The sequence below is a fragment of the Porphyromonas sp. COT-290 OH3588 genome, assembly GCF_000769075.1.
GTDB lineage: Bacteria > Bacteroidota > Bacteroidia > Bacteroidales > Porphyromonadaceae > Porphyromonas.
Map to the genome: position 1 here is coordinate 695,420 of NZ_JRFC01000014.1, position 14,682 is coordinate 710,101.

The 14,682-nt window shown below is 51.1% G+C and carries 12 protein-coding genes and 1 riboswitch; of the genes, 4 read left to right on the forward strand and 8 right to left on the reverse strand.

Annotation, left to right across the window (positions count from 1 at the left end):
* Positions 1-686 precede the first annotated feature (686 nt).
* Both HQ48_RS04765 and HQ48_RS04770 read left to right on the forward strand, forming a co-directional pair.
* Positions 687-1,505: a glycoside hydrolase family 16 protein gene (locus tag HQ48_RS04765; RefSeq protein ID WP_044231898.1), complete on the forward strand. Its 819-nt coding sequence runs from the start codon at positions 687-689 to the stop codon at positions 1,503-1,505.
* Positions 1,506-1,565: 60 nt separating this feature from the next.
* Complete coding sequence (locus HQ48_RS04770) at positions 1,566-2,642, forward strand: acyltransferase (RefSeq protein ID WP_044231900.1); 1,077 nt, start codon at positions 1,566-1,568, stop codon at positions 2,640-2,642.
* A gap of 187 nt (positions 2,643-2,829) precedes the next feature.
* Here the strand turns inward: HQ48_RS04770 and HQ48_RS04775 are convergent, their stop codons facing one another.
* From HQ48_RS04775 to HQ48_RS04810, 8 genes are all read right to left on the reverse strand, one after another.
* Positions 2,830-3,822, reverse strand: coding sequence for an electron transfer flavoprotein subunit alpha/FixB family protein (locus tag HQ48_RS04775; RefSeq protein WP_044231902.1), 993 nt, complete (start codon positions 3,820-3,822; stop codon positions 2,830-2,832).
* A 14-nt stretch (positions 3,823-3,836) separates the two neighbouring features.
* Positions 3,837-4,622, reverse strand: a complete 786-nt coding sequence (locus HQ48_RS04780) for an electron transfer flavoprotein subunit beta/FixA family protein (RefSeq protein ID WP_044186243.1) — start codon at positions 4,620-4,622, stop codon at positions 3,837-3,839.
* A 9-nt stretch (positions 4,623-4,631) separates the two neighbouring features.
* Positions 4,632-5,771: an acyl-CoA dehydrogenase gene (locus HQ48_RS04785; RefSeq protein WP_044186240.1), complete on the reverse strand. Its 1,140-nt coding sequence runs from the start codon at positions 5,769-5,771 to the stop codon at positions 4,632-4,634.
* A 117-nt stretch (positions 5,772-5,888) separates the two neighbouring features.
* Complete coding sequence (locus HQ48_RS04790; protein WP_044231903.1) at positions 5,889-7,244, reverse strand: aldehyde dehydrogenase family protein; 1,356 nt, start codon at positions 7,242-7,244, stop codon at positions 5,889-5,891.
* A 30-nt stretch (positions 7,245-7,274) separates the two neighbouring features.
* Entirely contained in the window at positions 7,275-8,387 is a 1,113-nt protein-coding gene (locus tag HQ48_RS04795; protein WP_044231905.1) for a 4-hydroxybutyrate dehydrogenase, read from the reverse strand.
* A gap of 9 nt (positions 8,388-8,396) precedes the next feature.
* The gene (locus tag HQ48_RS04800; protein ID WP_044231906.1) at positions 8,397-9,692 is read right to left on the reverse strand and encodes an acetyl-CoA hydrolase/transferase family protein; all 1,296 of its coding nucleotides are present in this window, start codon (positions 9,690-9,692) and stop codon (positions 8,397-8,399) included.
* Between the two features lie 20 nt (positions 9,693-9,712).
* Positions 9,713-10,021 carry a NifU family protein gene (locus HQ48_RS04805; protein WP_044186228.1) on the reverse strand — a complete coding sequence of 103 codons (309 nt, stop codon included), beginning with the start codon at positions 10,019-10,021 and terminating at the stop codon, positions 9,713-9,715.
* A gap of 4 nt (positions 10,022-10,025) precedes the next feature.
* The gene (locus HQ48_RS04810; RefSeq protein WP_044186226.1) at positions 10,026-11,486 is read right to left on the reverse strand and encodes a 4-hydroxyphenylacetate 3-hydroxylase family protein; all 1,461 of its coding nucleotides are present in this window, start codon (positions 11,484-11,486) and stop codon (positions 10,026-10,028) included.
* Between the two features lie 249 nt (positions 11,487-11,735).
* Positions 11,736-11,936, reverse strand: a riboswitch (cobalamin riboswitch).
* A 986-nt stretch (positions 11,937-12,922) separates the two neighbouring features.
* Here HQ48_RS04810 and HQ48_RS04815 point away from each other — a divergent pair.
* Both HQ48_RS04815 and HQ48_RS04820 read left to right on the forward strand, forming a co-directional pair.
* The gene (locus HQ48_RS04815; protein ID WP_152568309.1) at positions 12,923-13,510 is read left to right on the forward strand and encodes a hypothetical protein; all 588 of its coding nucleotides are present in this window, start codon (positions 12,923-12,925) and stop codon (positions 13,508-13,510) included.
* An 18-nt stretch (positions 13,511-13,528) separates the two neighbouring features.
* Entirely contained in the window at positions 13,529-14,554 is a 1,026-nt protein-coding gene (locus HQ48_RS04820) for a tetratricopeptide repeat protein (protein WP_044231911.1), read from the forward strand.
* Positions 14,555-14,682 lie beyond the last annotated feature (128 nt).

The window sequence follows — 14,682 nt, forward strand, 5'->3', positions numbered from 1 at the left end:
CGAGGCAGGGATATGAGCTGCATCGGGTCTGATTTTGAGGTCTAGACAAAGTAGTGGCAGCTCTACAAACAACCCCTCATATTGTTTTATCAAACATTTACACTCCAGTAGACATTTGAGCCCCTAACGAGGTTCTCCCAAGGTTAGAGGGAAGCAAAACAGCAGACTGCGTATTTAGCCCTTAGCGGGCTCTAGATTGAGCTGGGCCTCGTTTTGGCACTTCTACCCAGCCGAGTAAAAACAACCCGCTCAAACAAACAAACCATAAAACACTAATATACAAACATATAAAAACCAACCCCTAGGATATTCTATACATCCGTGGCACACTTCTGAGATTTTCTTCCCATCGATCTCTTAAGATTAGTGGACACACCTCTGCGGATTAGCCCATCAATCCGAATCAATCTGCCCTCCAATTTTCACCAACTACTCCATTGACCTTTATGAACTACTAGGCCATTCTCTCAAATTCCTCCAAAAATCATTAACATTACTTAACTAAAAAGAAGACAAACAGACATCAATTTTCTAGGCTAATGGGAGCATACATATTCGGTCTAGAGGGCAATCTCGACCGCTTTACCCAAGGATCTGTCTACGCTACGAGGCGCAAAGGCACTCCGAGCCAGCAATTGTATTATTTTTGTGATAGATAGTTCAATCCAAATATCATACTTAGACCTATGAACCTCTACCAAAGCGTCAAGCTAGGCATCGCCACACTCCTAGTATCACTCGGCATCGCATCTTGTTCGTCCAAGCACAAAAGGGAGCCCGAAGTGCCCAAGCCCCAAGGGTGGCAACTGGTGTGGGCAGACGAATTTGATCGCTCGGATATTTTCGCAACCGGCGACTGGGCGAAAATCCCACGAGGCAAACCCGATTGGTGCAATACAATGAGCGACCACGAGAGCCTTTTCGGCATCAAAGACGGCGTGATGATCCTGAGGGGTCGGCGCAATGATGTGCTCCCAGAAGACCCTTCGCAGTACCTCACGGGAGGGGTCTACACACGAGGCAAAAGACGCTTCGACCTAGGGCGCATTGAGGTGCGCTGCAAGCTACAAGCAGCACAAGGGGCTTGGCCTGCAATCTGGATGATGCCACACAAGGGAGAATGGCCCAAGGGTGGAGAGATCGACATCATGGAGCGTCTCAACTTCGACAGCTTTGTGCATCAGACGCTACACACCAGCTACACATGGCATCTCAAAATCAAAGATCCAGTACCTACGACGACGGCTCCTATCAAGCCCGACGACTACAATGTCTATGCGGTGGAGATCCACACCGACAAGCTACGCTTCTTCGTCAATGGACAGCTAACGCTCAGCTATCCTCGAATTAAGGGACTAGAGAATAAGGGGCAATTCCCTTTCGGCAAAGATTTCTTCCTGCTGATTGATATGCAGCTCGGCGGACAATGGGTCGGCGAAGTGAGAGGCCTCGACAAACCCGTAGAGATGCACATCGACTGGGTCCGATATTACCAACGGAAATAGGAAATAAAACATTTTATATCTTTGCACACCAATAAGTAGCGATATTTCAGTATAAAAGACATGAGCTTTACTCCTAAAAAACATTACCCTCATTTAGACATCCTCAAAGGATTTGCAATCATCTGTGTCATCATGGGACACGTCATCCTACGTGACATCTACGATGGACTAGGATTAGACTACCATGAAAACCATACCTTACGCTTGATTTCGAGTTTTCATATGCCTCTATTTGTCTTGGTTTCTGGGTTCTTATCTCAAAGATTATCATTCTCCTCTTGGGACGATGTCTTGAAATACTTGCAAACTAAGGCCTCTCAACTATTACTCCCTTTGCTATGCCTTCCTGTGCTATATGCAATTATTTTCTCAGTTAATCCTTGGACGATGCTATTTGGGCTGTATCATGGTGGTTTCTGGTTTACATGGAGCCTATTTTTACTTTTTGTTCTTTTCTCTTTGGGAATATACATAGACTCGCTAGTAACCCCCCAAAAACATCAATGGCAAAAAGTCCTATGGATTCTTGCTCCTTTTATCTTACTCAAAGCTCTCAATATGCCCTTGCGCAACTTTTCGGGGGAGTTATACTCTGCAATCGGGTGGGAGCTTTTGACATGGCTATACCCATACTTGGTCACTGGCTACCTCTTGGGACATTACAATTTATTGACCAAGAAATACATCCCTCGTCCAACTACTGCTGTGCTGTTTTGTGCTATATTCTACATTTTCTATATGTTCTCAGATTTAATCCCTATGGCCCATAGGTATAACATGGACGCTTACTCCCTCCTGACGTATTACCCTGCAGTGATGTCGATACTATGCGCATTGTGGTATGGAGCGATTAAACTGAACGACATCGCCCCCAAGATAGGCTCATGGCTCGCCGAATTAGGAAAAATTAGCTTGCCCGTATATTTCTTACACTACTTCTTCCTTACCAACCATTATCTAACCATCCCTGACTGGGTTAGAGATTACAGACTACCTAGTGAGATCTATTCTCTAATAGCCATTCCTATCACAGCTGTAGTCCTAGGCATTTCCCTACTTGTTATTCGGCTGATCAAACGTTTCCCTATCGCATACAAGCTATGCTTTGGGCGGCTACCTGCGTCGAAAAACAAATAGAGCCATCGCACGATCTCGCCATAGAGATCCTCTGCGATAGCTCAACAAAGAGGCAGTGTGTCAGAATGCACAAATTGCTGTGTTGCTTGCGGCATTCGGCTTCGGTCACATACCTTAGTATGCTCCCTTCAGCCTCAGCCTTAGCGCCTTGCATTTTGCGCATTCTGAGACACCTAAAGACCGGGGGTTAGCGGCTGAGCTTTTTCGTTAGGGCGGGTAGGATTTGGTGCAGGTCGCCCACAAGGCCGAGATCAGCCACTCCGAAGATTGGGGCGAACTTATCCTTATTGATTGCTATGATATACTCCGACTCCTCCATACCTGCTAGGTGCTGGATCGCGCCCGAGATACCACAAGCGATGTACACATCAGGGCGAACCGTCTTACCCGTCTGCCCTACTTGGCGTTCGTGACCAATCAGCCCAGCGTCGACCATCGCACGAGAGGACGAAACCTCAGCCTTGATGCAGTCCGCTAGTGCCCTTAGCTTGTCGAAGCCATCGTGACTGCCGACACCACGACCACCAGAGACGAGGATATTCGCCTCGGTGATGTCCACAAGATGCTTTTCGGCCTTGACCACTTGCTTAACGCGCACCTTGGGGGCCTCTGTAGAGAATGCTACGGCGAAGCTCTCTGTCGTGCCAGTGCGGCTAGGATCAGCTGCTGCACGACGCATGACCCCGGGGCGAACGGTAGAGATCTGTGGGCGATGCTCCTTACACAGGATAGTCGCACAGAGGTTACCACCGAAAGCAGGGCGAGTCATCATCAGATGGCCATCGGGCGACATATCGAGCTGCGTGCAGTCGGCAGTCAAGCCCGTCATCAGCCTAGCCGAGAGGCGTGGGCCTAGATCTCGGCCGATTGTCGTAGCCCCTAGCATCACGATTTCGGGCTTCTTGGCCATAATTACCTGATGAAAGGCATGAGTATAGGGTTCAGTTAGGTAGTGCCTTAGGGCTGGGTCGTCCACAAGGATGACGTGATCTGCACCAGCTGCGTGCAGTTCGCTCGCCAGTGGTGTGATGCCCTCACCCATGAGGAGGGCAGTTACAGTCATTGGCTTCTGCTCGGCCAGCTCACGAGCCTTGGAGAGTAGCTCGAAAGCGACGGAGCTGATCACGCCCTCACGCTGCTCAGCAAAGACCAATATGCCTTGATAATCTTGGATATTCATAAGCTAGCTAAGAATTAGATAATGAATTTTTCTTTGAGTTTCTCTAGGATCACGTCCGCAGCCTCCTCGGCAGTGAGATCTTCGTAGAGCACGCCCTTGGCCTTAGCACCCTTGGTGAAGGACTTGCCGACGCGAGTGGGCGATCCTTTGAGCCCGATGAACTGCTCATCGACGGTGATGTCTTCGCTGCTCCAGAGTGTGATGGGGCGGTCGAAGGTCTCCATAATCCCACGCACATTCATGTAGCGAGGCTCGTAACCAGAGGCAAGGATCGTCAGCACGCAAGGCATATCAACCTCAAGAATCTCGTAGCCCGTCTCCGTTTCCTTGCGCACCTCGAGGGTTCGCTCACCGATCTTCTTAGCATCTGCTACGTAGGTTACTTGTGGTAGACCTAGGTGCTCGGCGATCTGGGGGCCTACCTGTGCGGTATCTCCGTCGATTGCTTGTCTGCCAGTGATCAGGAGGTCAAACTCTAGGTTGCGTAGCGCAGCGGCGAGCGTGTAGGACGTGGCGAGCGAATCCGAACCGCCAAACTTGCGGTCGCTCAGGAGAATGGCTTCGTCGACACCCATGGCGAAGGCTTCGCGCAGTATGGCTTCAGCTTGTGGAGGACCCATCGTGATGACCGTAACGTGCGCACCGAACTCATCCTTGAAGCGCAGGGCTTGCTCCAAGCCGCCCTTGTCGTCGGGGTTCATGATGCTGGGCACGCCGTCGCGGATCAGTGTTCCCTTCACGGGATCGATCTTAATCTCTGTCGTATCGGGGACTTGCTTAATGCAAACTACTATCTTCATATCGGTACATTATTTAAGTAAGTGCGAAGCGATCACGATGCGCTGCACTTCGCTTGTGCCTTCGTAAATCTCCGTAATCTTGGCATCGCGCATCATGCGCTCGATGGGATACTCTCGGGTGTAGCCATAGCCACCATGGAATTGGACAGCCTTGTTGGTCATCTTGACCGCCACGTCGGCGGCGTAGAGCTTAGCCATAGCCGAATCCATCGAGTAGGGCACACCATTATCTTTCTTCCAAGCAGCCGAACGTACTAAGAGGCGTGCTGCCTCGATCTCGGTTTTGAGGTCTGCTAGATGGAACTGTGTGTTCTGGAACTGAGCGATCGACTTGCCAAACTGCTTGCGCTCCTTGGTGTACTTGACCGTCTCGTCTAGTGCTCCCTGAGCAATGCCTAGAGCTTGAGCTGCGATACCGATACGTCCGCCGTCGAGCGTCTGCATCGCTACCTTGAAGCCTCCGCCCTCAAGGCCGAGCATATTCTCCTTGGGTACAATGCAATCCTCCATGATGAGCTCGCAGGTAGCCGAGCCACGAATCCCCATCTTCAGCTCCTTCTTGCCGACCGTGAAGCCCGGCATATCCTTCTCAACGATGAAAGCGGTGATGCCCTTCGTGCCACGGCTCTTGTCAGTCATGGCAAAGATGATGTACACATGGGCGTATTCGGCATTGGTAATGAAGATCTTATTCCCGTTTAGGATGTAGTTATCTCCGTCGGGAACGGCCGTAGTCTGCTGAGCAGCAGCATCCGTTCCTGCGTTGGGCTCGGTCAATCCGAAGGCGCCGATCCATTCGCCCGAGCAGAGCTTGGGCAGATACTTCATCTTCTGCTCCTCAGTCCCGAACTGATAGATTGGCGCACAGCATAGCGATGTGTGTGCCGAGAGCACCACGCCCGTAGTGGCGCAGACCCGAGCGAGCTCCTCGATCGCCATGGAGTAGATCTGGTTGTTGGCGCCTGCTCCGCCGTACTTGGTAGGGAAAGGAATCCCCATCATCCCGAGCGAAGCCATCTTACGTACAGTCTCGATGGGGAAGCGCTCCTCTGCATCGATCTCAGCAGCTAAGGGCTTTACCTCCTTTTCAGCAAAGGCACGGATCATTTGCAGGAAAAGTTCTTCCTGTTTGGTCTTGCTAAAGTCCATATATTATCGTTGTTGAATAGTTAATTCAAAGCTACTTTTAGGCTATTGGTCTAGGGAAGTCGAGAGGCTCTAAGGCTCTCTGCTCCTAACTCTCGCATGACTCCCCTAGGGCAAGCCCTACACGCGCCACATTTCCTCCTCCGTTGGCTCTACAATCTTGTCGGAGAGTGGAGCGATGCGAGAGATATTGAGCAGGTGTTTGTAGGTGAAGTTCTCTGAGATAGAGTTATTCCCCCAAGTGCCACAGCCCAAGGTGTTGGTTACGGCTAGGCCATTGCGGATATGTCCGCCAGCAGTCGTGGCACTAGGAGCATTGACTACGATACGCGAAACCGTTAGCTCCGAGCCTGCCAAAATGATATGCGCCTGATTGTTTGAGTGGATCGCTGCGGTGTGTCCGTTGCCTTCGTTCGCTAGATTTGTGCGTGCGATCTCTACAGCTTGCTCGAAATGTTCGTAGGCGAGTGTACACATCACGGGACACATCTTCTCCTTGCAGATGACGTCCTCGGCACCCACACCACGAGCCTCTACCATGATTACTCGAGTGCCCTCGGGGATACTGATGCCAGCCTTATTGGCGATGAAATGAACGCTCTGACCAACGATATCCTTGGCGAGGTGCCCATCCGAGAAAATTGCCTGACGGATGCGATCACCCTCTTCCTCAGAGCAGAAATAAGCACCATGAGCACGGAAAGCATCGAAGACGATGTCCTTATCGGCTTGGTGGTAGATCACACTCTGTTCGCCCGAGCAAATGATGCCGTTGTCGAAAGTTCTGCCTGCGATGATCTTCTTAGCTGCCTCATGGTAGTCGATATTACGGTCTACGATCACCTGCACATTGCCTGCACCAACCCCGAACGAAGGCTTACCCGAGGAGTATGCCGAGCGCACCATATCCATACCGCCCGTAGCAACCACCACATCGACGGCCTTCATCAGCTCTTGAGTCTTCTCGATGCTTGGCTCCTCAATGATCTGAATCATCGCCTCTGGCACCCCGAATGGGGCGATCGCCTCCTTGATTAGGCGTACGGCGTGAGCCGAACAGTGCTTACTGCGAGGGTGAGGAGCCACGATGATAGCATTGCAGGTCTTCAGAGCGAAGATGATATTGCTCATGGGCGTTACGACTGGGTTGGTCGTTGGGGTGATACTCCCCACCACGCCGATAGGTTTGGCTACCTCGATCATACCCGTGCGGTCGTCGATGTTGATGATTCCGACCGACTTCTTGCCCTTGAGGTTGTACCAAACGCCCTTAGACTTACCCTTACACTTGGCTACTTTGTCTTCATACACGCCCATACCAGTTTCATCTACCGACTCACGAGCCAGCACCTCGGCGTTGTCATAGATCACTTTGGCCGCTGCGTGACAGATACGATCGACCGACTCTTGGTTGTGTCTGGCTTGAAACTCACGTTGAGCCTCACGAGCTAGACGGATCATTTCCTTGATTTCCATTGCTAGTTATTGGTTTGGTTGTTTAGGTTCCTAATAGAGTTGTGTATAGATCTGAGCGATTTCGTCCTCCGAGAAGGGAACGTAGTTATTCGCCAAAAGACGTTGCTGAGTGGCAAGTACAGCCTTGGCGAAGCCTCGGCATTCCTCCTCCTGCATACCATACTCACGGAGCGGACGGCGTGCGATGAGCTGACCGAGTAGCGCATCGAGTGCCTCGTAGACCTCGCTAGGCTGACACTCTAGATGCTCGGCGAGCTTCTGCTCTAGGGCAACGATGGAGCCAGTAGGGTTCTTCTGATGATAGAGCTTGAACACAGCCGTGAAGAACTGATAGTTCGCCTCCCCGTGTGGCACGTGATAGTTCCCTCCTAGAGGGTACGATAGCGCATGTACAGCCCCTACACCGACATTACCGAAGGCGATACCTGCCATATTCGCAGCCGTGAGCATCTCACTAGCGTACTCATGTCTAGCCTCAGGGTTGCCCGCAATCTTGCGGAAGACACCTATGATGATGCGCATAGCCTCTAGGCTAAAGATGTGCGAATAGGCATTGGCTCGGGGCGACACGTAGGCCTCGACAGCGTGGATAAGTGCGTCGATCGAAGCGGCTGCATAGAAGCGAAATGGTAGGCCGCGAAGCAATTCGGGTATTATGACCGCATCATCAGCCACGATTGCATCATCGGCCAAGCCCATTTTGGTATGTCTGCTCTTGATTTCGGCGATTGAGATATTCGTTACTTCGCTACCAGTACCACAAGTGGTAGGTACGATGACCAGTTTCTTCGCCTTCTTCAGCTCTATCTTGCGTTCGAAAGCATCAAGCGCCGAGGTCAGTCCGTCCAAGACGAATAGCTTAGAAATATCGATGACCGTACCACCCCCAATCGCGATGACTCTGTCGTAGCTAATGCCCTTGAGGTCGCCGAGGATTTTATCCATCATTTCGTCCGAAGGCTCTCCCATACCGTAGTGCTCCTGCATGACGAAGTGGCAAGGCAGGCCGCAAGCCTTCATGAAAGGCTCGTAGAGGAACTCATTGGTAATCACAAGATCTCGCTCGCCGAGGGCGAAGGCTTCAGCGAAAGCCTTAAAGTCGGCAAACTCGTGAACTGTAGTTTTCAGTTTGAATAGTTGCATCACTTTACTCTATTTATTGAACTTCTGATCATAAAACTCTTGGAGCTCTGCCCTGAAGTCGGGATGTGCTATGGCAATTAGTGCCTCGGCTCGCTCACGCAGGCTACGCCCCTTGAGGTGCGCTAGACCATATTCGGTGACGATGTAGTCCACTTCGTTGCGCGAGGTCGTGACGGCTGCACCCGTCGCTAGGTGAGGCACGATGCGCGAGGCCTTACCCCCACGAGCCGTCGAGGGAATGGCGATGATGCTCTTGCCACCACGAGACATTGACGCTCCACGGACGTAATCGACCTGTCCGCCCACTCCGCTAAACTGCTTATCTCCCATCGACTCGGCTACGACCTGCCCCATCAGATCGACTTCGATACAGCTGTTAATACTGATCATACGATCGTTCTGGGCAATGACTGCAGGGCTATTGACGTAGTCTACGGGGTAGAGCCAAACGTCTGGGTTCTTGTCCACGAAGCGATAGAGCTCCTCGCTCCCCATGAGGAAGGTAGAGACCATCTTGCCCGGATGCAAGCTCTTGCTCTTACCCGTAATCACGCCCGAGCGAACGAGCTCCACGACCCCGTCGGAGAACATCTCGGTGTGGATGCCTAGATCTTTCTTGTCGCCCAAGAAGAGCAATACAGCATCAGGAATAGCTCCTATCCCCAGCTGTAGCGTCGCTCCGTCGGGGATCAGACTAGCACAGTGCCGCCCAATGGCTTGCTCCACCTCGCCTGCCTTAGCCTTGGGAATGGTGTAGAGTGGATAGTCGCAGAGGACGATATGGTCTAGTCTGGAGACGTGAATGAGGTTATCACCACCGACGAAAGGCATCTGCTTATTGACCTCGGCAATGACTAGACGAGCACGCTCTGTGGCAGGCTTAGTATAGTCGCAGGAAATCCCGAAGCTACAGTAGCCCTCGGCATTGGGCTCGGAGACCTGAATCATCGAGACGTCGATGTGTAGCAGTCCCTCACGCATCATCTTGGGCACTTCGTGGAAGTAGATCGGGCAATAGTCGGCACGAGCCTCATCGACTGCGGTACGAGAGTTAGCTCCGACGAAGTTTGTACGATGGCGGAAGTGTCCGGCCATCTCAGGGAGCATATACTCCCCCGGGCCGAGACAAAGCATGTGATAGATATCAACACCCTCGAAGGCTTCTTTCTGCTCCGTGAGTGCCTTGACTAGCGTCTGTGGTACGGCTGCGGCATGACCTAGAGCGATGCGCTCGCCACTGCGGATGTGCCGAACGGCCTCGGATGCTGTTGTCTGCCGCTCTTTGTAGGTTTCGGTCCAGTTCATAGCGTAGGTTTTGGTTGGTTCTAAGGTTGGAGTTTGCGCTGACGTAGGATTGCTTTAGCTTGCTGGAGCAAATCTTCGCTGACGCCCTGCCGCAGGGCTACTTGCAGGGTATCGTCGCCGAAAGCCTCACGGACGATGCTCTGGACGACACGCTCCATAGTGTCGTTGAGCGAAGGACAAGAGCTACACGAACCGAGGAAGCGTACCCGAATGAGCTTACCCTTGACTTCTACGAGCTCTAGATCGCCTCCGTGCTGAAGCAAGAGGGGGCGAACCCTCTTGCTAAGCACTTCACTCACGTTCTCAGTATTGAATGACAAAGCATTCATATCTCTATTGATCTAGCGATACGTCTATCTTGGCGATCTTGCGTGCTAGCTCCTTCTTGCCTTCTAGGTCGCTCTGGCGAGCGATCATGATGCGCTGTGCTTGAGGCGAGCCAGCTCCGTGCATACTCTCGGTACGGTATCCCACGGCTGCCGTACCCAGCGTGATATTCTCTATTAGGCGTAGTATGCGCATACGGTTCTCTACGTTTTTGCCCTTAGCTCCTACCATATACTTACGTACTACCTTGCCAAGCTCGGGGTGGCGTAGGTCTGCCTCGCTAGGCATCGTCACCATGATACCGCCTGCTATATCCTCGGCCAGGCGTGCGATCTCGTAAGGGAAGCGAGTAATGTTTTGCTTACATACGTTAGCCAGTAGCAGGTCTACCATGTAGTTGCCAGCCTTCATGGGCTTACCCTCGCTCGAGCAGGCGATACCACAGGCGTATAGGGTTTCGTTCAGGTGCGTCATCTCGATGATCTTGTCCTTGATGTGGGTAGCCTTAGGTACGCCATTGTAATCGGCAGCAAGTGCAGCTGCACCGATCAGCACGTCACCCACACCGACCTTACAGCCTCCGTAGCTCTGGCGGTGGTAACCAGCGAATCGCTCTACCATAAGGCCTGCGAACTGATACTCACGGCACATGAATACACGGTCATTGGGAATAAACACTCGGTCGAAAACAACAAGTGCTTCGTGGCCACCAAACTCAGTATTACCGGGGTCGATGTCATGATACTCCTCACTCTTGCGTGTGTCGCAGCTCTGTCGACCGTAGATCATGAGGATCCCCTCGGCGTCGCTAGGGCAAGCAAACGACACGGCATAGTCGGCATCCTCCTCACGCATGGCGATTGTGGGCATGATGAGATGTTCGTGCGAATTGACGGCACCCGTCTGATGCGCCTTCGCTCCCGAAACGATAATCCCGTCCTCACGTATCTCGTCGATATGTAGATAGAGATCGGGGTCTTCTTGCTGCGAGGGTGAGAGTCCACGATCCCCCTTGGGGTCGGTCATAGCTCCATCGACCACGAGGTCATTGTCCTGCACATACTTTAGATACTCGACAAAGCGCTTATGGTACTCAGTGCCCAGCTCCTCGTCCATCTCATAGGTAGTAGAGTAAATGGCGTTGAAGGCGTCCATACCTACACAGCGCTGGAAGCACGATGCGGTCTTCTGGCCCAGCAGGCGCTGCATCTTAACCTTGTTTTTGAGGTCCTCGGTGCTCTGGTGTAGGTGACAAAATCGGTTGATACGCTTGCCTGTAAGGTTCGACACTGCGGTCATGACCTCTTGATACTCGGGCATCTGCGCCAGTTCGTAGGTCATACCCACAGAGTTCATAGAGGGGCGAATGATAGGGTGGTCTACGGGATTGTCGATTTTCTCACCCATGAACCAAACATTCAGGTTCATCTTCCTGAGGCTGTCTTCGTACTCTTTTCTGGTCATCATATCGGTCTAACGATTATCAGTGAAACGTTTAAGTAATAATTCCGATAGTTAAGTTTGGCACGCACGAGCCCCGAGGTCTGCCGACGCAGCATCTCGCATAGCACTCAAAGTCTACGCACAAGTATCCACAACAGCATATTGCATCGAGGTACAATATCCCTCAACGCACAGCGGAGCACGAGCCTAAAATAGTTTTAGTCTTGTCTGAATTTATTTCGGTCGCTTCGTCACCTCTCTACCCCAAGGTGGGAAACATCGCTTGTCATGGGCAGGTCTTCTGACTTCTCCTAGTTTTACGCCTTCCCGCTTGTCTGTAATAAGCCTAAGCAGTGGCATCGGAATGTAAAACTATTGTGTCTAATGGAGTTACAGCTGGGGGGACAGTCCCGGTCTTGCACCGTAGTTCCCTTTTAAGCCAATCGATTGACTACCGACTGATCACCTATGACAGAGGCAAAGATAGAAACAATTATGGAATAAAATACACAATCAGCATTTTTCTGTAATAAATTCTCTCCTTAACCCACCTCCACGACTCTGAAATATACGGACAACAAAAATTTACATTTGCTGATTACATTTATAGTGTATTGAATGCAATCTGCTGGAGGTTAGGCTCCGAGAGTGGAGGTCTTGTATTTGGGCTCTAGGAGGCTCTAGATTGAGCGCAGTGGCGTTTAGGCTCCTTGGCTCCAGAGAAGTGGAGATCGTCGCTTACAGAAGATGCTTTTAACTTGTTATCAACTAGGGTTATAGATGCATTTCTGGCGGTGTTCTGCTCCCTTGTGGCACATTTCCGAGTATTTCTTCCCATTGATTTCTTCAGATTGATGGACACATCACAACAGATTGACCCATCAATCCGCATAAATCTTCCCATCAATTTTTCCCAACCCCTCTGCCGCCCTTTACAAACTACTACCCCATTCCCCAAAATCCGAGCATAAATCCTTTACATACCTTAACAGAAACTTAGATCAATAACACCCGTTTATCCCCTATCTGNCCCTTTACAAACTACTACCCCATTCCCCAAAATCCGAGCATAAATCCTTTACATACCTTAACAGAAACTTAGATCAATAACACCCGTTTATCCCCTATCTGCGAGCTATATATCTTGTGGCTAATAGGCTAAATGGCAAAAAATCTGACTTTTTTGCTTAAATTTGCAATCTGATTTTCCTTATACTTTCACTTACATTAGAGTTGTATTTATGCCTAGTCTACACAAATACCGCTGTATTAGAAGCCTGAAAGCATTTACCAATAAGCGGTTTAATCACAGAAACTTATCTAAGTACACGGATTTACTCAAAAGGACTGTAACCCTCTCCAAGTGCAAAAGCTATTGCACCAATATCATACTCAGTATTATCTCCAGCATGATCGTTTGGGTGGGCTGTGAGATACACAGAGGTTTTACCAATCGCCCCATGAAGCAGTTAGGGCAAGCGATAGACAAGACTTTGGCCAATCTAGATGCCGATTCGCCAGAGGAGCTCAAGCTGCGCCAGAGGCTCGACGAGTACCTCCAGTCGCCCGACAGTACCACCGCAGCAATGTCTGAGCAAGGCAAGCTCATGGATCAGTTTAATCAGAACCTTGCCCAAGAGCAAGTTGCATTTAACTACATCAGCCGCAAGGAGAACCAACAGCAGCTAGAGCAGATACAGATGGGCATCAGCGAGCTGCTCAACATCACCGAGGGGCTAGGTATAGACCCACGCAAGGTAGACTCATGCCTCGAAACGCTACCCTTCCGCTCGGGTGTAGAGGCAACCAATCAGGCGATCAGAGAACTCGGGCATCAGGGCGCTATATCACCCGTCGTGGAGAAGCTCCTCATGTCCTTCACCAAGTACCTATTCTCCTACTCCAAGGATATGCAGAAAGAGATTGACCTACTGCATAGCCAAGGCAATCGGCTACTGGCTGGGACACTACAAGCCATACAGAGGGTTATCACCGAGGAGAGCTCGGCGAGCCTTACCGAGGTCTACGAGGAGTACAAGGTCAGATAAGGAGAGGAGGAGGTTGATGTGCTCAAGGTATTCATCGAGTCTGCGCTGGTCAAGCTCGCCTTCGATGAGGCATGTACCTTCTATGAGCGTCTACTTAAGCTCGCCCCAAGCGCCATGCACCACTACGAGTTCGCAGATCTACTACACTCCTTGGGCGAGGAGGGGAGAGCTATGGGACACTACCAAGAGGCTCTAGAGCTGTACCGCAAACTCAGCAAACGCAACCCGAGAGTCTACAAGCCATATATCGCTGCCACGCTTAACCAACTAGGGCTGATATTTCAGAAAAATGGCAAGATAGATTCAGCTCAGAGATACTATAGCGGAGCTCTCAAAATTTACAGACAGCTGGCCAAATACTTGCCCAGAGAGTATCAGCCCAATGTGGCTATGGTGCTCAATAACCTAGGCAATCTATACAACGACGTCAACGATCATAAGCGAACCAAGCAGTACTATTCTGAGGCGCTGCGACTGTACCGACAGCTCGCCAGGCAGGCTCCTCATGTCTATCAGCCACATCTGGCCAGTGCACTCAACAATGTAGCCATACAGCTCAAGAAAGAGGACCGTCTGGAGGAAGCCAAGCGCTACTACGAGGAAGCACTAGAAATCAAGCGCAACCTCTCGCAGGAGAACCCACAAGCCTATCTGCCGAGCATAGCTCTGACGCTAAATAACTTGGCTATACTACTCAAGAAGATGGGGCAGCTACAGCAGGCGAGGGGGTACTACGAGCAGTCGCTACAAATCAAGCGTAAGCTGGCTCTACAGAAGCCACTGGTGTACCTGCCAAGCATCGCTATCACGCTCAATAACCTAGGCGCCTTGCTGATGAAGACCGATGAACTTGCTGCCGCCCAAGCTCACTATGAAGAGGCCATAGGAATCTACCGAGAGCTCGTGACACAGCGCCCCGAGTCCTATCGCCCCGCCATAGCGATGCTCTTGATCAACCTAGCCCTACTCTACCGCAGATCATCGACAGGTACCCGGATAGCCCCAAGGCACAAGCTCTACAACAGGCCATCACAGAAGGCCTGAGAAGTGCTGAGCAGGTCTAGCGAGTCTGTCGGCAAGCCTTGATACTAGAAGGCGTTTTGTGTGTCCTCATATACCTTAAAAGGGTCTGCGCCAAAATCGAATTTTGACACAGACCCTTTGGGCTATCC